This is a genomic window from Pseudomonas sp. (genome assembly GCF_049301935.1).
Taxonomy (GTDB): Bacteria; Pseudomonadota; Gammaproteobacteria; order Pseudomonadales; family Pseudomonadaceae; genus Aquipseudomonas.
Genome location: NZ_JBAQLP010000142.1, coordinates 35391 through 55716, shown reverse-complemented (window position 1 = coordinate 55716; position 20326 = coordinate 35391). Strand labels below are relative to the sequence as shown.

18 protein-coding genes and 1 pseudogene are annotated in these 20326 nt (G+C 62.7%); 13 read left to right on the top strand and 6 right to left on the bottom strand.

Going from position 1 to position 20326, the window contains the following annotated elements; all coding sequences use genetic code 11:
* Positions 1–172: 172 nt before the first annotated feature.
* Positions 173–394, top strand: a pseudogene (locus WA145_RS18680) (transposase); the annotation flags it as partial.
* A 41-nt stretch (positions 395–435) separates the two neighbouring features.
* On the opposite strand, the gene WA145_RS18675 reads toward WA145_RS18680, so the two are convergent.
* Complete coding sequence (locus tag WA145_RS18675) at positions 436–1140, bottom strand: PolC-type DNA polymerase III (RefSeq protein ID WP_422583022.1); 705 nt, start codon at positions 1138–1140, stop codon at positions 436–438.
* A complete protein-coding gene (locus WA145_RS18670) occupies positions 1137–3068 on the bottom strand; it encodes a putative nucleotidyltransferase substrate binding domain-containing protein (protein ID WP_422582996.1) in 1932 nt (643 codons plus the stop codon). Before WA145_RS18670 ends, WA145_RS18675 begins: the two co-directional genes overlap by 4 nt.
* Positions 3069–3291: 223 nt before the next feature.
* On the opposite strand from WA145_RS18670, the gene WA145_RS18665 reads away from it, so the two are divergent.
* Both WA145_RS18665 and WA145_RS18660 read left to right on the top strand, forming a co-directional pair.
* Positions 3292–4911 (top strand): ABC transporter substrate-binding protein, encoded by a 1620-nt coding sequence (locus tag WA145_RS18665; protein WP_422583021.1) that lies wholly within the window; start codon positions 3292–3294, stop codon positions 4909–4911.
* On the top strand, positions 4898–5626 hold the full coding sequence (locus tag WA145_RS18660; RefSeq protein ID WP_422582995.1) for a substrate-binding periplasmic protein: 729 nt from the start codon (positions 4898–4900) through the stop codon (positions 5624–5626). The genes WA145_RS18665 and WA145_RS18660 overlap by 14 nt, the downstream gene beginning before the upstream one ends.
* A gap of 41 nt (positions 5627–5667) precedes the next feature.
* On the opposite strand, the gene WA145_RS18655 is transcribed toward WA145_RS18660, so the two are convergent.
* Positions 5668–7845 carry a malate synthase G gene (locus tag WA145_RS18655; protein WP_422582994.1) on the bottom strand — a complete coding sequence of 726 codons (2178 nt, stop codon included), beginning with the start codon at positions 7843–7845 and terminating at the stop codon, positions 5668–5670.
* Positions 7846–8145: 300 nt separating this feature from the next.
* Between WA145_RS18655 and WA145_RS18650 the strand changes: the two genes are divergently transcribed.
* A complete protein-coding gene (locus tag WA145_RS18650) occupies positions 8146–8592 on the top strand; it encodes a GNAT family N-acetyltransferase (protein WP_422582993.1) in 447 nt (148 codons plus the stop codon).
* 21 nt (positions 8593–8613) lie between these two features.
* The gene (locus tag WA145_RS18645) at positions 8614–9132 is read left to right on the top strand and encodes a glycine cleavage system protein R (protein ID WP_422582992.1); all 519 of its coding nucleotides are present in this window, start codon (positions 8614–8616) and stop codon (positions 9130–9132) included.
* Positions 9133–9344: 212 nt separating this feature from the next.
* Here WA145_RS18645 and rarD read toward each other — a convergent pair whose 3' ends face one another.
* From rarD to WA145_RS18630, 3 genes are all read right to left on the bottom strand, one after another.
* Complete coding sequence (rarD, locus tag WA145_RS18640; protein WP_422582991.1) at positions 9345–10238, bottom strand: EamA family transporter RarD; 894 nt, start codon at positions 10236–10238, stop codon at positions 9345–9347.
* Between the two features lie 246 nt (positions 10239–10484).
* Entirely contained in the window at positions 10485–11459 is a 975-nt protein-coding gene (locus tag WA145_RS18635) for a serine/threonine protein kinase (RefSeq protein WP_422582990.1), read from the bottom strand.
* Between the two features lie 122 nt (positions 11460–11581).
* Positions 11582–12316, bottom strand: coding sequence for a ComF family protein (locus WA145_RS18630; protein ID WP_422582989.1), 735 nt, complete (start codon positions 12314–12316; stop codon positions 11582–11584).
* Positions 12317–12396: 80 nt separating this feature from the next.
* Between WA145_RS18630 and bioB the strand changes: the two genes are divergently transcribed.
* From bioB to WA145_RS18590, 8 genes are all read left to right on the top strand, one after another.
* Complete coding sequence (gene bioB, locus WA145_RS18625; RefSeq protein WP_422582988.1) at positions 12397–13455, top strand: biotin synthase BioB; 1059 nt, start codon at positions 12397–12399, stop codon at positions 13453–13455.
* 83 nt (positions 13456–13538) lie between these two features.
* Positions 13539–14720 (top strand): 8-amino-7-oxononanoate synthase, encoded by a 1182-nt coding sequence (bioF, locus tag WA145_RS18620; protein WP_422582987.1) that lies wholly within the window; start codon positions 13539–13541, stop codon positions 14718–14720.
* The gene (locus WA145_RS18615; protein ID WP_422582986.1) at positions 14713–15444 is read left to right on the top strand and encodes an alpha/beta fold hydrolase; all 732 of its coding nucleotides are present in this window, start codon (positions 14713–14715) and stop codon (positions 15442–15444) included. The genes bioF and WA145_RS18615 overlap by 8 nt, the downstream gene beginning before the upstream one ends.
* On the top strand, positions 15437–16243 hold the full coding sequence (gene bioC, locus WA145_RS18610) for a malonyl-ACP O-methyltransferase BioC (RefSeq protein WP_422582985.1): 807 nt from the start codon (positions 15437–15439) through the stop codon (positions 16241–16243). Before WA145_RS18615 ends, bioC begins: the two co-directional genes overlap by 8 nt.
* 63 nt (positions 16244–16306) lie before the next feature.
* On the top strand, positions 16307–16996 hold the full coding sequence (gene bioD, locus WA145_RS18605) for a dethiobiotin synthase (protein ID WP_422582984.1): 690 nt from the start codon (positions 16307–16309) through the stop codon (positions 16994–16996).
* 95 nt (positions 16997–17091) lie between these two features.
* Positions 17092–17391: a hypothetical protein gene (locus WA145_RS18600; RefSeq protein ID WP_422582983.1), complete on the top strand. Its 300-nt coding sequence runs from the start codon at positions 17092–17094 to the stop codon at positions 17389–17391.
* 68 nt (positions 17392–17459) lie between these two features.
* On the top strand, positions 17460–18239 hold the full coding sequence (locus WA145_RS18595) for a putative metalloprotease CJM1_0395 family protein (RefSeq protein WP_422582982.1): 780 nt from the start codon (positions 17460–17462) through the stop codon (positions 18237–18239).
* Between the two features lie 163 nt (positions 18240–18402).
* Positions 18403–20208: a phenylacyl-CoA dehydrogenase gene (locus tag WA145_RS18590; protein ID WP_422582981.1), complete on the top strand. Its 1806-nt coding sequence runs from the start codon at positions 18403–18405 to the stop codon at positions 20206–20208.
* The last annotated feature ends 118 nt before the right edge of the window (positions 20209–20326 follow it).

Here is a 20326-nt window from a genome sequence, read left to right as displayed (position 1 = left end):
TGATGGCATTGCTGTTGCAATGCCGCACGCCAACTTAAAGCCTATGCAGTGGGTTGCCTCAACCCAACTAAGGTTTGGTGGTATAGACCAATTATCTTGCGCGTCTTATTCCGCGCCGCTGTCTTCATGATGCCGCGCCCCTGTTGCGCTGTTTTCAGCAGCACATTAGGCGCTGGCGCAGTTGATGAAGGCTCTGGCGGGGCGCGCAACACGCTATCGAAATCGGTTGGAGGGGCGCTCCGCTACCCTATGGGGAAGCCGTTACAAGTCCAGTGTTGTGCCGCCGGGTTCCTACTTGCTTGCCTGTTGTCGCTACATGGCATTGAGCCCAGTGCGTGCACGCATGGCTGTAAGCGACCTGATCCAGCAGGCCCGCGCCCGTTTCGGCGTGCGCGGGAAACCCTTGTCAGTTGGATGATCCGCCGCGACCGACGCTTACATCGAATGCGCGCGCTGACGACGGCGGCTGTTGAGCTGCTGCAGCAGCGCCGGCAGGTTGTCGAGTTGCTGCCGGCGCGCCTTGCTGAACAGGATCAGCGCCAGCTCGGCGGTCACCAGGGCGTCGGCGCTGGCGTGGTGACGCTGCTGTACTTGCAGGCCGAAGTGCTGCGTCCAGGCGTCTAGTCCGGCGTGGGGCAGCTTGGCTTTGGGGCAGAGCAGTGGGGCGATTTCGGCGACATCGAAGAAGGCATGCTGCAAGCGGTAGCCCAGGCTCTGCTTGAGCGCGCGGGCGAGCATGCGCTGGTCGAACTCGGCATGGAAGGCCAGCAGCGGGCTGTCGCCGACAAACTCCATAAAACTCAGCAGCGCTTCGGCCGGCTCCTCGCCATTGGCGATTTCGCTGGGCGCGATGCCGTGGATCAGCGTGCTGGCGCTGGCCTGATGATCCAGGCGCTGCAGGGTGCATTCGAACTGCTGGCTCAGGTCGATGGCGCCGTTGTCGATCACCACTGCGCCGATCGACAGCACCTGGTCGCGGCGCATATTCAGGCCGCTGGTTTCCAGGTCGAGGATCACAAAGCGCTGCTGTTGCAGCGGACGTTCGTCGAAGGCGCGGGGCTCGGCTAGGTTGTCCCGTCGCTGCAGTTGCAGTTGGGTCAGTGCCGGGCCGCGCCCGCTAAACCAGGTGAACTTGCTTATAGTTGGTACCTCACAGCCAGGCTGCTCTGTAGCCGCTGCGCCTGACGGAAAGATTCACGCAAAATGCGCCGGTCGAGGTGGTTGAGGTTATCGGGATCGACGCGGTTGGAGTAGGGCAGGCCATTGCGCGCCTGCAGCTGGTGTTGCTGCATACGCGCCTGCTGGATGTAGTGGTAGGCCTCTTCATAGGCCGCGCCATCCTGGGCTTCGATCACGCCCTGCTGGGTCAGTGCGCGCAGGCGCTCCAGGGTGTTACAGGCCGCCACGCCATGGGCCAGGGCGAGCAGGCGGGCGCCGTCGACAAAGGGTGTGAGGCCTTGCACCTTGAGGTCCAGGGTGTCCTTTTCGGCACCTTTACGGGCCACTACGAAGTCGCGAAACATGCCAACCGGTGGGCGCTGGCGCAGGGCGTTCTCGGCCAGCAGGCGCTGGAACAGGCTATTGCCGGCCACCTGCAGCAGCAGGCCCTGGTGCAGTTGCTCACAACCCTCGGTCTCGCCCCACACGGCGCGCAGGTCGAAATAGATGCTCGAGGCCAGCAGGTTTTCCGGGGTGGCTTCCTGCACAAAGCTGCTGAAACGCCGCGACCATTCCTGGCGCGACAGGCACAGCTCGGGGTTGCCGGCCATGATATTGCCCTTGCACAGGGTAAAGTCGCACTGCGCCAGGCGCAGGTTGATCTCATGCGCCAGCGGCAGCAGGCGCCCGCGTATGGCGGCGGCCTCGGCTGCGTCGGCGGCTTCGAAGAGAATGCCGTTGTCCTGATCGGTGTACAGGGTCTGCTCGCTGCGGCCCTCGCTGCCGAACACCAGCCAGGTAAACGGCACGCCGGGATCGCCCAAATCTTCCAGGGTCAGCTCGATCACTCGGCACACGGTGTGGTCGTTGAGCAGGGTGATCAGTTGGGTGATTTGCGTCGAGCTGGCGCCGTGGGCGAGCATGCTGTCGACCAGCTGGCGCACATCGCTGCGCAGCGCCGCCAGGGTTTCCACCCGGCCGGCGTGGCGAATGGTGCGCGCCAGGTGCACCAGGTCGACCCGCTGCAGGCTGAATAGGTCCCGCTCGGAAATCACCCCACAGAGCCGGCCGTGCTCGACCAGGCAGACGTGGGCGATATGCCGCTCGGTCATGGCCATCGCCGCATCGAAGGCGCTGGCATCCGGCGGCAGGTGGAAGGGTGACTGGGTCATCAGGCGCTCGATGGGCTGGGCCAGATCGACACCGTCGGCCACCACGCGGCGCAGGTCACGCAGGGTAAAGATGCCCAGCGGTTTGTGCTGCGGGTTGACGATCACGATGCTGCCGACCTGCTGCTCGTGCATCAGCTGCACCGCGTCACGCAGCGGCATGTCCGGAGCGCAGCTGATCGGGTTGCGCATGGCCAGCTGGCCGAGGCGGGTGTCGAGGGAATACTGCGCGCCGAGGGTTTCCACCGCGCGCATCTGCACTTGCTGGTTGACCTGGTCGAGTAGGCTGCTGACCCCGCGCAGGGCAAAGTCGCGCAGCGGGTTGGACAGCGAAAACAGTTTGATAAAGGCCGGCTTGTTCAGCAGCAGGCAGAAGCTGTCTTCGGCGGCCAGGTGTTCGGTGCGGGTGGCGCGCTCGCCGATCAGTGCAGCCAGCGGGAAGCATTCGCCGCTGGTGATCTCGAAGGTGGTTTCCGTGCCGCGCCGTGCCGAGTGTGGGCGCTCGCCATGCACGCGACCCTGTTTGACGATAAAGAAGTGCTCAACCGGGCCGTCGCTTGGCTTGATGATGGTTTCACCCTGGCTGTAGAACCGCAGCTGACAGTTCTCCACCAGATACGCCAGGTGGGCGGTATCCATCTGGTTGAACGGTGGGAATTTCTGCAGAAAGGCCATGGTGCCATGGATGTTCTGCAGCACCGCCGTCTTGCCTGCCTGGGCGATTGCGTCTGCGCTGCTCATGGGCCGCCTCGGGAGTTAGCACTTAGCTTATAGTCGGCCGTCGAGCGGGCGGCGGCCATTGGACATAAGTCTAGCGGGTACTGGCGCACGGCAAAATGGCAAACAGGGCGGCGCCGTCAGCGGTCTCTGCTAGAGTGAAAAGCACATGGTAGGGGAGTGCTGCATGCGTGTTGTGATCAGCCTGATTTTGTATTGCAGTGCTGTGGCGCTGGCTGCCGAGCCCATGGATGCGGCCCTGGCCGAGTTGCAACCGAGCACCCTCAGTCGGGCCGAGCAGCAGGCCGAGCTGCAATGGTTTATTGCGGCAGCCAAGCCTTTACGCGGTACCCAGGTAAGGGTGATCGCCGAGCATATCCCGACCCATTGGTACGAGGCCAATGTACTGGCCCCCTTGTTCAGCCAGCTCACCGGCATTCGCGTGATCCATGAGATCAGCGGTGAGGACGACGTGGTCAATAAGCTGCGTACCCAGCAGCAGACGGGCCTGCCGTTGTACGACGCCTATATCAGCGACAGTGACCTGCTCGGTCAGCATTTTCGCGATGCTCAGGTGTTGGTGCTGTCCGATTTTATCGAGCGTGATGGCGCCAGTGTGACCCTGCCGAGCCTGGACCTGCAGGACTTTATCGGCCTGCCCTTTGTCACCGCGCCGGATGGCAGGCTCTACCAGCTGCCGGATCAACAGTTCGCCAACCTCTACTGGTATCGCCAGGACTGGTTCGAGCGCCCGCAGTTGCGCCAAGCCTTTCGTGAGCGCTACGGCTATGAGTTGGATGTGCCGCAGAACTGGTCGGCCTACGAGGACATTGCCGCCTTCTTCAGCGAACAGGTGCAGGAAATCGACGGTCAGCGGGTCTATGGCCATATGGATTACGGCGCCTTCGACCCCTCCCTGGGCTGGCGCCTATCCGATGCCTGGCTGGGCATGGCCGGCGTGGCCGATCTCGGGCTGCCCAATGGCCTGCCGGTGGACGACTGGGGCATTCGTGTCGAGGGCTGTCGCCCGGCGGGAGCCAGCATGGCGCGTGGCGGAGCACTGGACAGCCCGGCGGCAATTTATGCCTTGCAGCAATATATCGATTGGTTGAAACGCTATGCGCCACCTGAGGCGCAGCAGATGAGCTTCAATCAGGCGGGCAACGTCGCGGCACAAGGCCATATTGCCCAGCAGATCTTCTGGTACACCGCCTTTACCTCCGACTACACCCAGCCTGGCAGTGCCATGGTGGACGCGCAGGGCTTGCCCAAGTGGCGGGTTGCGCCCTCGCCACGGGGGGCCTACTGGCGCGAGGGCATGAAGTCCGGTTACCAGGATGTCGGTGCCTGGACCCTGCTCAAGGCCACCCCGCTCAAGCAGCAGCAGGCGGCTTGGCTCTACGCCCAGTTTGTGGTCTCCAAATCAGTCTCGTTGCGCAAAACCCTGGTGGGCTTGACGCCGATCCGCCGCTCGGATCTGAACTCTGCGCCAATGCAGGCCGCCGCGCCCAGGCTGGGCGGTCTGGTGGAGTTCTACCGGAGCCAGGCGGCACGTCGCTGGACGCCGACCGGGGCCAATGTGCCGGATTACAGCGGCATGGCCAGCCTCTGGTGGCGCCACCTGCATCCGGCGCTCAGCGGTCAGCTGAGTGCCACGCAGGCTTTGCAGAACCTGGCCCGCCGTTTCGATCAGCATCTCTTGCAGGTTGCCCAGCGTCAGCAACATGCCTGCGCGCCACAGCTGAATCCTGAGCAGAGCAACGCCCACTGGCTGGCTCAGCCGGGCTCACCCTGGCCGGCGCTACAGAACGAGCGCCCGCATGGGCGCACGCTGCCCTATGAGGAGGCTCTGCGTGCCTGGGATTAGCGTTTGGGTCATTGCCCTGCTGCTGTGCAGCCTGTCGGTGCAGGCCGCCGAGGTTCAGGTCAAGGTGCAGTTGTATGCCTGGGAGCGCCCGCCGCTGGTGCGGCTAACGGCGGACGGTAAGGCGCAAGGGTTAGTACCTGAGCTGGTGGCGGAGCTATTCCAGCGTACGCAGACGCCCTACCGGGTGAGTTTCTTGCCCCTGCAACGCGCGATGCAGCAGGTGCAACGCGAGCCGGCCAGTTGTGTACTGCTGGTTGAACGTCGCCAGGAGCGTGACCCCTACTTCAGCTGGATCGGCCCCTTGCTAATTTCACGCCTGGGCCTGTATGCCCGCGCCGGAGACGACCTGCAATTGACCAGCCTGGAGCAGGCCCGCGGCCTAACCATCCTCAGCCATCAGGGCTCCGGTGCCGGGGAGTACCTCAGCAGCGTGGATCTGCAGGTGATCAACTCGAACAAAGAGTCGCTCAACCTAAGCATGCTGCAGCGCGGTAGGGCGCGGCTATGGGCCACCAGTGCCACGGTGGTGGGGGCTCTGAACACAAGTGCACCGCCGCAGGAAGTCCTACCTTTCCTGACGTTGATGGAGGAAATTGCCTGCCACCCGCAATTCGACCCGCAGTTGCGGCAGCGTCTGCAGATAACCCTGCAGCAGTTGTATGGCGAGGGTTGGGTCGCTGCCCTTTATGCCCGCCATGGGTTGACCCAGGAATAAAAACCGCCCCGAAGGGCGGTTCTCTTTGCGGCAACTGCGGATTACAGGCCGTTGGCGGCCTTGAACTCGCGGCGGCGGCGGTGCAGCACTGGCTCGGTGTAGCCGTTGGGCTGCTTGGCGCCTTCGATCACCAGTTCCAGGGCAGCCTGGAAGGCGATGTTGCTGTCGAAGTTGGGTGCCAGCGGACGGTACAGCGGGTCGCTGGCGTTCTGCCGGTCCACTACCGGTGCCATGCGCTTGAGGCTGGCGACGATCTGCTCTTGCGTGGCGATACCATGGCGCAGCCAGTTGGCCAGCAGCTGGCTGGAGATACGCAGGGTGGCGCGGTCTTCCATCAGGCCGACGTCGTTGATATCCGGCACCTTGGAGCAGCCGACGCCCTGGTCGATCCAGCGCACCACGTAACCGAGAATGCCCTGGGCGTTGTTGTCCAGTTCGTTCTGGATTTCCTCGGGCGTCCAGTTGGTGTTCTGCGCCAACGGAATGCTGAGGATATCGTCGATGGAGGCGCGCTCACGCTTGGCCAGTTCGGCCTGGCGGGCGAACACGTCGACCTTGTGGTAGTGCAGCGCGTGCAGCGCGGCGGCGGTCGGCGACGGTACCCAGGCAGTGTTGGCCCCGGCCAGCGGGTGAGCGATTTTCTGCTCAAGCATGCCGGCCATCAGATCGGGCATGGCCCACATGCCTTTACCGATCTGTGCGCGACCCTGCAGGCCAGTGGCCAGACCGATATCGACGTTGTTGTCTTCGTAGGCGGCGATCCACTTCTCGGCCTTCATGGCGGCCTTGCGCACCACGGCGCCGGCTTCCATGGAGGTGTGGATCTCGTCACCGGTGCGGTCGAGGAAGCCGGTGTTGATAAACACCACGCGCTCGCTGGCGGCTTTGATGCAGGCCTTGAGGTTGACAGTGGTGCGGCGCTCTTCGTCCATGATGCCGACTTTCAGGGTGTTACGCGCCAGGCCCAAGACGTCTTCAACGCGGCCGAAAATTTCGCTGGTGAAGGCGACTTCTTCCGGGCCGTGCATCTTCGGTTTAACGATGTACACCGAGCCGGTGCGGGTGTTCTTGCGGCTGGTGTTGCCATTCAGGTTGTGCACCGCGATCAGGCTGGTGAACAGCGCGTCCTGGATGCCTTCCGGAATCTCGTTGCCCTGGGCATCGAGGATCGCCGGGTTGCTCATCAGGTGACCAACGTTGCGAATGAACAGCAGGCTGCGCCCGTGCAAGGTCAGCTCGCTACCGTCGACCTGGGTATAGACGCGGTCCGGGTTCATGGTGCGGGTGAAGGTTTGGCCACCCTTGGCGACTTCTTCGGCCAGGTCGCCCTTCATCAGGCCCAGCCAGTTCTTGTACACCACCACTTTGTCGTCGGCATCGACGGCGGCCACGGAGTCTTCGCAGTCCATGATGGTGGTCAGCGCAGCTTCCATCAGCACGTCTTTAACGCCGGCCGCATCGGTCTGGCCGACCGGGGTGCTGGCATCGATCTGGATTTCGAAGTGCAGGCCGTTGTGCTTGAGCAGTACGGCGATAGGCGCGTCGGCCGCGCCCTGGAAACCAACCAGTTGCGCGTCGTCACGCAGGCCGCTGTTAGTGCCGCCCTTGAGGCTGACAACCAGCTTGCCGGCTTCGATGCGGTAGCCGGTGGAGTCGACGTGAGAGCCAGCAGCCAGCGGCGCGGCTTCGTCGAGGAAGGCGCGGGCGAAGGCAATCACCTTGTCGCCACGCACCTTGTTGTAGCCACGACCTTTCTCGGCGCCGCCTGCTTCGCTGATCACGTCGGTGCCGTAGAGGGCATCGTACAGCGAACCCCAGCGGGCGTTGGAGGCGTTGAGGGCGAAGCGCGCGTTCATCACCGGTACTACCAGCTGCGGGCCGGCCAGACGGGCAATTTCTTCGTCGACGTTCTGCGTGGTGGCCTGGAAGTCAGCCGGCTCTGGCAGCAGGTAACCGATTTCCTCAAGAAAGGCTTTGTAGGCAGCGGCGTCATGGGCCTGGCCTGCGCGAGCCTGGTGCCAGCCGTCGATCTGCGCCTGAAGCGCATCGCGTTTGGCCAGCAGCGCACGGTTTTTCGGCGCCAGGTCATTGATGACCGCTTCGGCACCCGCCCAGAACGCCTCGGCAGCAATGCCGGTCCCGGGGATGGCTTCGTTATTCACGAAGTCGAACAGCACTTTGGCAACCTGTAGGCTGCCTACTTGAACGCGTTCAGTCATCACTTGCCTCACTCTGCTCAGCTCTACTCAATAGCCGCGTCGGACATGGGAAATACGTCATGTAGTCCGAGGCGCGGCATACTACATCAAGATCCGGGGAAAATCAGTGGGTGCGCGTCGCGCTGCGACCAAGAAGTGCTTTGCAGTCACTGTGTGTGGCGTATTGTCGCGGTTAACGTTGAATATTGTTTCATAAAAGTTAAAAAACAGTACACAGTTTATTGCATGTGTTGCGCGGTCTGCTGGCCATGGGCGCATCTGCCTATACTACTGCTGCACAGGTTATAGAGTGTGATCACCATGCCTATACAGGCAGCCACTGCCGCGGATCTGGACGCGCTGACCGAGCTGTTTGGCGCGTATCTGCGTTTCTACGAGGTGGCCAAACCGCAACCGCAGGTGCGGGATTTTCTCGCTGCGCGTCTGCGCAACGACGATTCGACCATTCTGCTGGCCCGTGATGCGCAGGGTGCGGCGCAGGGCTTTGTGCAGCTCTATGCCTTTTTCTCCTCGCTGGCGCTGCAGCCGGCCTGGCTGCTGAGTGATCTGTATGTCAGCGCACAGGCGCGCCGTCAGGGTGTTGGCGAGGCGCTGATGAACGCCGCCCGCACCCATGCCGAAGCCAGCGGTGCTTGCGGTTTGCAGTTGGAGACGGCAAAGAGCAATCTGCCAGGACAAGCCCTCTACGAACGCCTGGGTTATGTGCGTGATGAGGTGTTCTTTACCTATTGGCTGGCGCTCAAATAGGCCTCGTATAAGGAGTTATTTATGGATCATCTGGTATTGACGGTAATCGCTCAGGATCAGCCGGGGCTGGTCGAGCGCATCGCCCAGTGCATCAGCGAGCACGGCGGTAACTGGATGGAGAGCCGCATGTCGCGCATGGCTGGGCAGTTCGCCGGAATCCTGCGGGTGGATGTGCCGCTGAATGCGCACTCCGCGTTGGTCGATGGCCTGGAAGCGTTGCAGGCCCATGGCATCCGCGTGCAGATCGCCGCTGGCGGCATTGAGCCGACCAGTGTTTGGCAGGCCATTCGCCTGGAACTGGTGGGTAATGACCGTCCGGGCATCGTGCGCGATATCACCCGCCTGCTCAGCAGCCAGGGGGTCAATCTGGAAAGCCTGAACACCGAGGTGGTGCCAGCGCCGATGAGTGGCGAGCTGCTGTTCCAGGCCCAGGCTGTGTTGGGCGTGCCGCAGAGCCTGCCGCTTGAGCAGTTGCAGGCGCTGCTGGAAAGCCTGGCCGATGATTTGATGGTTGAGCTGAAGCTGCAGGTCGAAGAGTAGAGGCGTTACCCACGATCCAGGTGGATAACGCTGTGCATAGCCTGGGGAGCCCCGGAGCACTGCCTAGTGCCTCGGGGCTTTTTGCTAACTGCTTATAAATTAGACACTTAGCTTTTGTTTGTGCACAAAGGCCGGGGATGCTTCTGTGGATAAGCCGGGGGCAACTGGCTGCAGGCCTGCTGCCTCGGGCGTTACAGCGGGCTGGCTGTTTTTTAATCAGCTTGGCGTTTGCGCAGGCTTAGCCAGGCATCCACGCTGTAGATCGCCAGGCCAGCCCAGATGCAGATAAAGGCCAGCAGCTTGCTCGGGTCGAAGCGCTCACCGAACACGGCTACCGCCAGGACCAGCACCAGGGTCGGGGCGATATATTGCAGAAAGCCCAGGGTGGTATACGGCAGGTGGCGCGCGGCTGCGTTGAAGCACACCAAGGGGATCAGGGTGATAGGCCCAGCCGCGATCAGCCAGAGTGCTTCGGGCGTGCTCCAGAACTCAGTCTGAGTGCTTATCGCGGACGGGTGCAGGATTAACCAGCCCAGTGCCAGTGGCAGTAATAGCCAGGTTTCCACCACCAGGCCGGGCAAGGCGGCCACCGGTGCCTGCTTGCGGATCAGCCCGTAGAAACCAAAGGTCAGCGCCAGTACCAGCGATACCCAGGGAATGCTGCCAACCTGCCAAACCTGCTGCGCCACGCCTACGGCGGCCAGGCCGACCGCCAGCCATTGCAGGCGGCGCAGGCGCTCGCCGAGCAGCAGCATGCCCAGCAGCACATTGACCAGCGGATTGATGTAGTAGCCCAGTGCGGCTTCGAGCATGCGCTCGTTATTCACCGCCCACACATACACCAGCCAGTTGCTGGCGATCAGCACGCCACTTAAGGTCAGTACGGCAAAGCGTTTGCGGTTATTCAGCAGTTCGCGCAGCCAGCCGGGGTGCTTCCACACCAGCAACAATAGAGCGCCGAACAATGCGGACCAGAGCGCGCGATGGACGATGATCTCCAGCGCGGGCACGCTCTGGATGACTTTGAAATAGAGCGGGAACAGGCCCCAGATGATGTAGGCGGTCAGGCCGAGAATATACCCGCGACGCGGGTTGGCGGTGGCCATGCAGGGTCCTTGCTTAGGCGGCTAACTAAAGATTCGAGATTCTAGTCGGCGCGGCAGGGGCTTGTCTGGCTGGGCAGGTTTTTCTTCGGCGGTGAACGCCACTGGGCTGTAACAAAGACGTTACGGCACAAGGGCTAACTGTAATGGTCACCCGGTAGGCGCCAGCTTGCTGGCGATGCTTTCAATCCGCTGATCGCCAGCAAGCTGGCGCCTACATGTGAAACAGATGGCCTATGGAATTGGCCTTTAAAACAGCTTTAGCGGCTCTTCATCCAGCGCCGACAGCTGCTCACGCAGGATCAGAATCTGATCGCCCCAGTAACGTTCGCTGCCGAACCAGGGGAAGCTCATGGGGAAAGCCGGGTCGTCCCAGCGGCGCGCCAGCCAGGCGCTGTAATGCATCAGGCGCAGGGAGCGCAGGCCTTCGATCAGTGGCAGTTCGCGCGGGTTGAAGTCGTGAAACTCCTGGTAACCGTCCATCAGTTCCGACAGTTGGCCGAGGCGTTCGTGGCGCTCGCCGGCCAGCATCATCCACAAATCCTGCACCGCCGGGCCCATGCGGCAGTCGTCGAGGTCGACCATATGGAAGGTGTCGTCGCGGCACAGCAGATTGCCGGGGTGGCAATCACCGTGCAGGCGGATCGTCTGTACCGGGTGGGCGGCGAACAGCACATCCAGGCGCTTGAGTAGGTCGCGGGCCACCGACTCGTAAGCTGGCAGCAGACTGCGCGGGATAAAATTGCCATCCAGCAGGGTGGCCAGGGAGGCATGGCCGAAGTTGCTCACCTCTAGGGCTTCGCGGTGGGCAAACGGCTTGAGTGAGCCGACCGCGTGCAGGCGGCCGAGCAGTTGGCCGAGGCGGTACAGTTGGTCGAGGTTGCCCGGCTCCGGCGCGCGGCCGCCGCGACGGGGGAACAGGGCGAAACGAAAGCCGGAATAGCTGAACAGGGTTTCGCCATCGCGCACCAGTGGCGCCACCACCGGCACCTCACACTCGGCCAGCTCGAAGGTGAAACTGTGCTCCTCGCGAATCGCCTCATCGGTCCAGCGGTCCGGGCGATAGAACTTGGCGATCAGCGGCGTTTCGTCTTCGATGCCCACCTGGTAGACGCGGTTTTCATAGCTGTTCAGCGCCAGTACGCGGGCGTCGCTGAGGTAGCCGATGCTCTCCACGGCATCCAGCACCAAGTCGGGTGTGAGTGCGGCAAATGGATGGGACATGGGCGACTCCGAAACAATTGGCCGCAGAGTGTAGCGCTTATGCAGGCTCGGGCGGTGTTTGAGCGCTGCGTAGGATGGTGTTGCGCGCAGCGATAGCCATCACCATGAATTGATTCGGGGTGTCAGTCCCCCGGCTTTGGCGTGCGTGCCAGGCAGTACACATCAACCCGCGTCGCGCCGGCTTTCTTTAATAAGCGCGCCAGGCTTTCGGCGGTGGCGCCGGTGGTCAGCACATCATCAACCAGGGCCACATGCAGGCCCGTCACCTGGCTGTCTGGCGCCAGGGCAAAAGCCTTGCGCAGGTTGCGTTTGCGTGTGGCGGCATCCAGTTGCTGCTGTGCCGGCGTGTCGATAACCCGCTGCAGCCAGTGCGTTTGTAGCGGTACTTGCAGCAAGGGGCTTAGCCATTCGCTCAGCAGGGCGGCCTGATTGAAACCGCGCTGGCGTTGGCGCTTGTTCGCCAGCGGTACGGGCAGCAGCAGGTCGGGTCTGCTCAGCCCTTCATCGAAGGCATGTTGCAGATGCTGTGACAAAAGCTCACCGAGCAGACGTCCCAATGGCCACTTGGCCTGATGCTTGAACCGAGTAATCAGGCTGTCGATGGGGAAGGCGTAGCGCCAGGGCACTTCGACCTTGTTGAAGCTCGGCGGTTTTTTCAGGCAGGCCCCGCATACCAGGCCGTGACTGGACAGCGGCAGGGCGCAGACCTGGCAATGCCCGCCGAGCCAGGGCAGCTCGGCTTCGCAGCCGGTGCAGATGGCCAGAGCGGCGTCTGCGGCTTCATCGCAGAGCAAGCAGGTTTGTTTGCTTTTTAACCAGTTGTAAACCTGGTGTTGAGAGTTGGGTTGACAGCGCATACGCCTTCCATAACTATGCCGAACATCCGTGTCGCGTCCGCTGAATCTAGCAGGGCGCAGCCAACAATAAGGAATTACCGATGAGCGCCACCACCGCCGCCAACCTGCGTCACGACTGGACCCTTAGTGAGGTCAAGGCGCTCTTCGAACAACCGTTCAACGACCTGCTGTTCCAGGCGCAGACCGTACACCGCGCGCACTTCGATCAGAACCGCGTGCAGGTCTCGACCCTGCTGTCGATCAAGACCGGTGCCTGTCCGGAAGATTGCAAGTACTGCCCGCAGTCCGGCCACTACAACACCGGTCTGGAAAAGGAAAAATTGCTGGAAGTGCAGAAGGTGCTGGAGGCGGCCGCCGAGGCCAAGGCCATCGGTTCCACCCGTTTCTGCATGGGCGCGGCCTGGAAGCATCCATCGGCCAAGGACATGCCCTACGTGCTGAAGATGGTTGAAGGTGTGAAGGCCCTAGGCCTGGAAACCTGCATGACCCTGGGCAAGCTGGACCAGGAGCAGACCCAGGCCCTGGCCGCTGCGGGGCTGGACTACTACAACCACAACCTGGATACCTCGCCGGAGTTCTACGGCAATATCATCACCACCCGCACCTACGCCGACCGCCTGGAAACCCTGGCCTATGTGCGTGATTCGGGGATGAAGATCTGCTCCGGCGGCATTCTCGGCATGGGCGAGTCGCTGGACGACCGCGCCGGCCTGCTGATTCAGTTGGCCAACCTGCCGGAGCACCCGGAGTCGGTGCCGATCAACATGCTGGTGAAAGTCAAAGGCACGCCGCTGGCCGATGAGCAGGACGTCGACCCCTTCGACTTTATCCGCATGCTCGCCGTCGCCCGGATCATGATGCCGCAGTCGCATGTGCGCCTGTCCGCCGGCCGCGAGGCGATGAACGAGCAGATGCAGGCCCTGGCCTTCTTCGCCGGTGCCAACTCGATCTTCTACGGCGAAAAACTGCTGACCACCGCCAACCCGCAAGCCAACCAGGACATGCAGCTGTTCGCCCGCCTCGGCATCAAGCCGGAAGAGCGCCAAGAACACGCCGATGAAGTGCACCAGGCTGCCATCGAGCAGGCCCTGGTCGAGCAGCGCGATTCCAAGCTGTTCTATAACGCCGCCTCGGCATAAACCGCTGTTTATGTAGGAGCCAGCTTGCTGGCGATCTGGTTTGTCGCTGATCGCCAGCCAGCTGGCTCCTACAGGGTCTGCATATGCCTTTCGATCTATCCGCCCGCCTCGCCGAGCGCCGCGCCGCCAACCTCTATCGTCAGCGCCCGCTGCTGGAATCACCGCAGGGGCCGTTGGTGCAGGTCGATGGTCGGCAGCTGCTGGCCTTCTGTTCCAACGATTACCTCGGCCTGGCTAGTCACCCGCAGGTGATTGAAGCCTGGCGCGCCGGTGCGCAAAAGTGGGGTGTGGGCGGCGGTGCCTCGCATCTGGTGATCGGCCACAGCACGCCACACCATGAGCTGGAAGAGGCCCTCGCCGAGTTCACCGGCAGGCCGCGCGCGTTGCTGTTTTCCACCGGCTATATGGCCAATCTGGGTGCGGTTACCGCGCTGCTGGGGCAGGGCGATAGCGTGCTGGAAGATCGGCTCAACCATGCCTCCCTGCTGGATGCCGGTCTGCTCAGCGGTGCGCGTTTTTCCCGTTATTTACACAATGATGCGGTGAGCCTGGCTAATCGTTTGCGCAAGGTCACTGGCAATACCCTGATCGTCACCGATGGCGTATTCAGCATGGACGGCGACCTGGCCGACCTGCCTTCGCTGTGCGCCGAAGCGCGCCGCGCCAAGGCCTGGGTGATGGTCGACGATGCCCATGGCTTCGGCCCGTTGGGCGCCACCGGCGGCGGCATAGTCGAGCACTTCGGCCTGGGCCTGGAGGATGTGCAGGTGCTGGTCGGCACCCTGGGCAAGGCCTTCGGCACTGCGGGCGCCTTTGTCGCCGGCAGCGAGGAGCTGATCGAGACCCTGGTGCAGTTCGCCCGGCCCTATATCTACACCACCAGTCAGCCGCCGGCCCTGGCCTGTGCCACCCTGAAAAGCCTGGAACTGCTGCGCAGCGAGCACTGGCGACGCGAGCATCTGCAGGCGCTGATTCAGCGTTTTCGCGAAGGCGCCCAGGCGATTGGCCTGGAGTTGATGGACAGCGCCACGCCGATTCAGCCGATCCTGGTCGGCGACAGCGGCCGCGCCATGCGGTTGTCAGAGATGCTGCGCGAGCGCGGTCTGCTTGTCACCGCGATTCGCCCGCCGACCGTGCCCGCCGGCGGCGCGCGCCTGCGCGTGACCCTGTCCGCCGCGCACAGCCTGGAACAGCTGGAGCTGCTGCTGGAAGCCCTGGCCGAATGCTGGCCGCTGCTGGCTGGCGAGGCGGCTGTCCATGCGTGATCGACTGATTCTGCTGCCTGGCTGGGGCCTTGGTACTGCGCCGTTGCAGCCGCTGGCCGGGGCCTTGCGTGGCCTCGATCCACGTTTGCACGTAGAGATCGAGCCGCTGCCGGCATTGGACTCCAGCGACCCGGCCGACTGGTTGGACGAACTGGATGCCAACCTGCCGCAGGACGCCTGGCTCGGCGGCTGGTCCCTCGGCGGCATGCTCGCCGCTGAACTGGCGGTGCGGCGTGGCGAGCGTTGCAGCGGCCTGCTAACCCTGGCCAGCAATCTGCGCTTTGTCGCCGAGCCAAGCTGGCCGTCGGCCATGGCTGCCGAGACGTTTAAGGTTTTTCGCCATGGCTGCGCCGCAGATAGCGCCGCCACCCTCAAGCGTTTTGCTCTGCTCTGCGCCCAGGGAGCGCTGGATGCCCGCGGCCTGTCGCGGCAGTTGCTGGCGGCGGCTCCGCAGCAGCAGTCCGCCACTCTGTTGGCCGGGTTGGATCTACTCGCGAACCTGGATACGCGGGCAGCGCTGCAGGCTTTTGTCGGCCCGCAGCTGCATCTATTTGCTGGTGCCGATGCCTTGGTGCCGGCAAGCGCCGCGCAGGCCTTGCTGGCACTGTTGCCGGATGTCGAGATCGGCCTGATCGATCATGCCAGCCACGCCTTTGCCCTGGAGCGCCCGCATGAGATTGCCGCGGCGATTCAGGCCTTTCTGCATGAGGCCGGTGATGACTGATCTGGCCCATGACCCACTCGGCGGCCTGCCGGATAAACGTCAGGTGGCGGCGTCCTTTTCTCGCGCCGCTGAAAGCTATGACAGCGTGGCGGCCTTGCAGCGTAATGTCGGCCATCAGCTGCTGGCGCAGCTTCCGGCTTCGATCAACCCCCGGCGCTGGCTCGATCTGGGTTGCGGCACCGGCTACTTCAGTCGCGTGCTGGGTGAGCGTTTTCCTGCTAGTGAAGGCGTGGCTGTGGATATCGCCGAAGGCATGCTGCAGCACGCCCGGCCACTGGGTGGCGCGCAGCAGTTTATTGCCGGCGATGCCGAACGCCTGCCGTTGCGCGATGCCTCCAGCGACCTGCTGTTCTCCAGCCTGGCGCTGCAGTGGTGTGCGGACTTTTCCGCCGTGCTTAGCGAAGCCGAGCGGGTACTCAGGCCCGGCGCTGTACTGGCCTTTAGCAGCCTGTGTGTCGGCACCCTGCAGGAGCTGCGCGACAGCTGGCAGGCGGTGGATGGCTTTGTCCACGTCAACCGCTTTCGCCGCTTTGAGGATTACCAGCGCCTGTGCGGCGACAGCGGCCTGGCGCTGCTCAGCCTGCGCGCCACGCCTGAAACCCTTTACTACCCGGATCTGCGCAGCCTGACCCATGAGCTGAAAGCCCTCGGCGCACACAACCTCAACCCCGGCCGGCCCGGCGGCTTGACCGGGCGGGCGCGCATGCTGGCGCTGCTCAATGCCTATGAACAGTTCCGCCTGCCTGCTGGCCTGCCAGCGACCTATCAGGTGGTGTACGGCGTACTGCGCAAGGACTGAGATAAGCGCGGCCAGCCCTGAGCTATGCCGGAAAGTTGCCAATACCCCTCGCCAGAGATCGTTATGAGCCAAGCATTTTTCGTCACCGGCACCGATACCGAAATCGGCAAAACCACCATCGCCGCCGGCCTGCTGCACGCTGCACGTATGGCAGGGTTGTCGACCGCAGCGGCCAAACCGGTGGCATCCGGCTGTGTGCGCACAGTGGATGGCCTGCGCAACGACGACGCCCTGGCGCTGCTCGGCGAATGCACCCTGGCGCTGCGTTACGAGGAGGTCAACCCGCTGGCCTTCGAACCGGCGATTGCCCCGCATCTGGCGGCGCGCGAAGCTGGTGTATTGCTGGATGTTGCCGCGCTGCAGGGGCCGGTGCAGGCCATTCTGGGGCAGCAGGCGGACTTCACCCTGGTCGAAGGCGCAGGTGGCTGGCGCGTGCCGCTGGCCGGCCAGGAAGCCTTGTCGGACCTGGCGATTGCTCTGCAGTTGCCGGTGATTCTGGTGGTCGGCGTGCGTCTGGGCTGCATCAACCAGGCGCTGCTGACCGCCGAGGCGATCTTGCGCGACGGCCTGCCGCTGGCCGGCTGGGTGGCCAATCTGGTCGATCCGCACACCTCGCGCCTTGAGGACAATCTGGCCACCCTGGCCGAGCGCCTGCCGGCACCCTGTCTGGGTTATGTGCCGCGCCTGGCCGAAGCCACGCCGGCTGCGGTTTCTGGCTATCTCAATCTCGATTTGCTGCACTGCGCGCTATAAACAGGCCAAGTGCCATAGCCTTTTGCTTGTACGTTTTTCGAGCAACTTCTGCTTCAATTGCAGCGTTAGTGGTTTGCCATAGCGGGAGCTTGTGCATGGAAATTTCTGGAAGCGCCTTCAACTCGGGCATCAGCACCATTCAATCCGGCCAGCGCCGGGTCGATCAGGCTGCAGCGGATATCGCCAGCAATGCGCTGGGTCCGCAACCGCAGCCAACCTCTGCGCCGCCGGCCAATCAGGTCAACCCTGCGCCCAGCTCGGCCGAACAGACTCGCCCCGATCTGGCGGAAAGTCTGGTCGCCCTGCGTGAAGGGCAGAATGAGGCGCAAGCGGGTGCCAAAGTGGTGAAAACTGCCGATGAGGTACTCGGTACCCTGATCGATACCACGGCTTGATACGCTTGCCCCGAGCGTAATCCGGCTCTGTTGCGCAGTTTCAGCGGTCAGGGGCGAGGAGTCATTGCATGCAGATTGGCAGCGCAACGTCTTACCCTGCGCCTGCAGCAACCTCACTGCCGGCGCGCCTTCTTGCGTCCAATGTTTCCCCTGATGTGTCCCCCGATATCACCCGCGCCGCCCAGGCACCGGTCACGGCTGCCCAGCCGCTGGCCGATGAGCAATCGGCTTCGGCGCGTGAAGAGGCCGATAAACCTGCCGACGCCTCGGCCAATCCGGCTAAAGCCCAAAGCCGCGAAGGCCAACCCAGTCCGCAGCAGCAACGCCTTGAGCAGCTGGAAATCGCCAAACTGGTCAGCCGTGACCAGGAGGTGCGCACCCATGAGCAGGCGCATGCTGCCGTCGGTGGCCGCTATGCCGGTGCGCCGAGTTACACCTACGAGCGCGGCCCGGATGGCAAACGCTATGCGGTGGGCGGTGAGGTGGGTATCGATACCAGCCCGATCCCGAACGACCCCGAAGCCACCCTGCGCAAGATGGAAGTGGTGATTCGTGCGGCCCTGGCGCCCGCCGAACCGTCTGCGCAGGACCGTCAGGTGGCGGCACAAGCCCAGGCGCAGATGGCCGAGGCTCGTGTCGAACTGGCACAACAGCAGCGCAGTGAGGTTGCGGCCGCCCGTGAAGCGCGTGCCGAGCAGCGCAAAGAAACGGAGGAAGAGAAGCCCGCCGAGGAGGAAAAATCCTCCGCGCCCGTCCAGCAGGATCAGCCGCCACCACCTAGTCTTGTTCTGTACAGGCAGCTCAGTGGTTTGCCGGCCCCGGCCCCGGTTGTCGATCTGCTGGTCTGAACGACGCTTGGGGTGCTTGACATTAAATAGGCATAAACGTATGTTTCAAACGCTTGTTTGATTAGCTCGATTGCCAAGGCAAGCGAGCAGCGGGATTGCTCCCGAAAACGACCGAATATCCGGTCACCTACACACTAAGAATCCACCGCAGAGGTTAACCGCTATGCCTGATTACAAGGCCCCCTTGCGTGATATCCGTTTCGTACGCGACGAACTGCTCGGCTACGAAGCGCATTATCAGAGCCTGCCTGGCTGCCAGGACGCTACTCCGGACATGGTCGACGCCATCCTTGAAGAAGGCGCCAAGTTCTGTGAGCAAGTGCTGTCGCCGCTGAACCGTGTAGGTGACACCGAAGGTTGCACCTGGTCCCCGGAAGGCGTGAAGACACCGACTGGTTTTAAAGAAGCCTATCAGCAGTACGTTGAAGGCGGCTGGCCGAGCCTGGCGCACGACGCTGACCATGGCGGCCAAGGCCTGCCTGAGTCGCTGGGTCTGGTGCTGAGCGAAATGGTCGGTTCGTCCAACTGGTCGTGGGGCATGTACCCAGGCCTGTCGCACGGTGCGATGAACACCATTGCCGAACACGGCACTGATGAGCAGAAGCATACCTACCTGACCAAGCTGGTATCCGGCGAGTGGACTGGCACCATGTGCCTGACCGAGCCACATTGCGGTACCGACCTGGGCATGCTGCGCACCAAGGCCGAGCCGCAAGCTGACGGCACCTATAAAGTGTCCGGCACCAAGATATTTATCTCCGCTGGCGAACACGACATGGCCGATAACATCGTCCACATCGTACTGGCCCGCCTGCCCGACGCGCCACAAGGCACCAAAGGTATCTCGCTGTTTATCGTGCCGAAGTTCTCGGTTAACGCTGACGGCACTGTCGGCGCGCGTAATGCCGTTTCCTGTGGTTCGATCGAACACAAGATGGGCATCCACGGTAACGCCACCTGCGTGATGAACTTTGATGGCGCCACTGGTTTCCTGATCGGCCCAGCCAACAAAGGCCTGAACTGCATGTTCACCTTTATGAACACGGCTCGCCTGGGTACTGCTCTGCAAGGTCTGGCTCACGCTGAAATCGGTTTCCAGGGTGGCCTGAAGTACGCTCGCGAGCGTCTGCAGATGCGTTCTTTGACTGGCCCGAAAGCGCCGGACAAAGCCGCTGACCCGATCATCGTCCACCCGGACGTACGTCGCATGCTGCTGACCATGAAAGCCTTCGCCGAAGGCAATCGCGCGATGGTGTATTTCACCGCCAAGCAGGTTGATATCGTCAAATACAGCAAAGACGAAGCCGAGAAGAAAGCCGCAGACGAACTGCTGGCCTTCCTCACCCCGATCGCCAAAGCCTTTATGACCGAAGTCGGCTTCGAAGCTGCCAACCACGGCATGCAGATCTACGGCGGCCATGGCTTTATCGCCGAGTGGGGCATGGAGCAGAACGTTCGCGACTGCCGTATCTCCATGATGTACGAAGGCACCACCGGTATTCAGGCCCTCGACCTGCTGGGTCGTAAGATTCTGATGACCCAGGGCGGCGCGCTGAAAAACTTCACCAAGATCGTGCACAAGTTCTGCCAGACCAACGAAGCCAACGAAGCCATCAAAGGCCTCGTCGAGCCGCTGGCCAAGCTGAACAAAGAGTGGGGCGACATCACCATGAAAGTGGGCATGGCCGCCATGAAGGATCGTGAAGAAGTCGGTGCCGCTTCGGTGGATTACCTGATGTACTCCGGTTATGCCTGCCTGGCTTACTTCTGGGCCGACATGGCGCGCCTGGCTGCCGAGAAGATTGCTGCCGGTGCTGAAGACGAGGCCTTCTACAAAGCCAAGCTGCAGACCGCCAACTTCTACTTCGCCCGTATTCTGCCGCGTACCCGTACGCACGTAGAGGCGATGCTGTCTGGCGCAGGCAACCTGATGGACATGGCCGAAGAAGACTTCGCCCTGGGCTACTAAGCCTTAGTCCTTTTCGGTCAAGAAAACCGCTGCCCCTTGGGGTAGCGGTTTTTTTATGCGAATAAAAAGTCCCTCTCAGCTTGTCGATTTGCCTGCCAGGTTCCGTGCGAAATGTTCT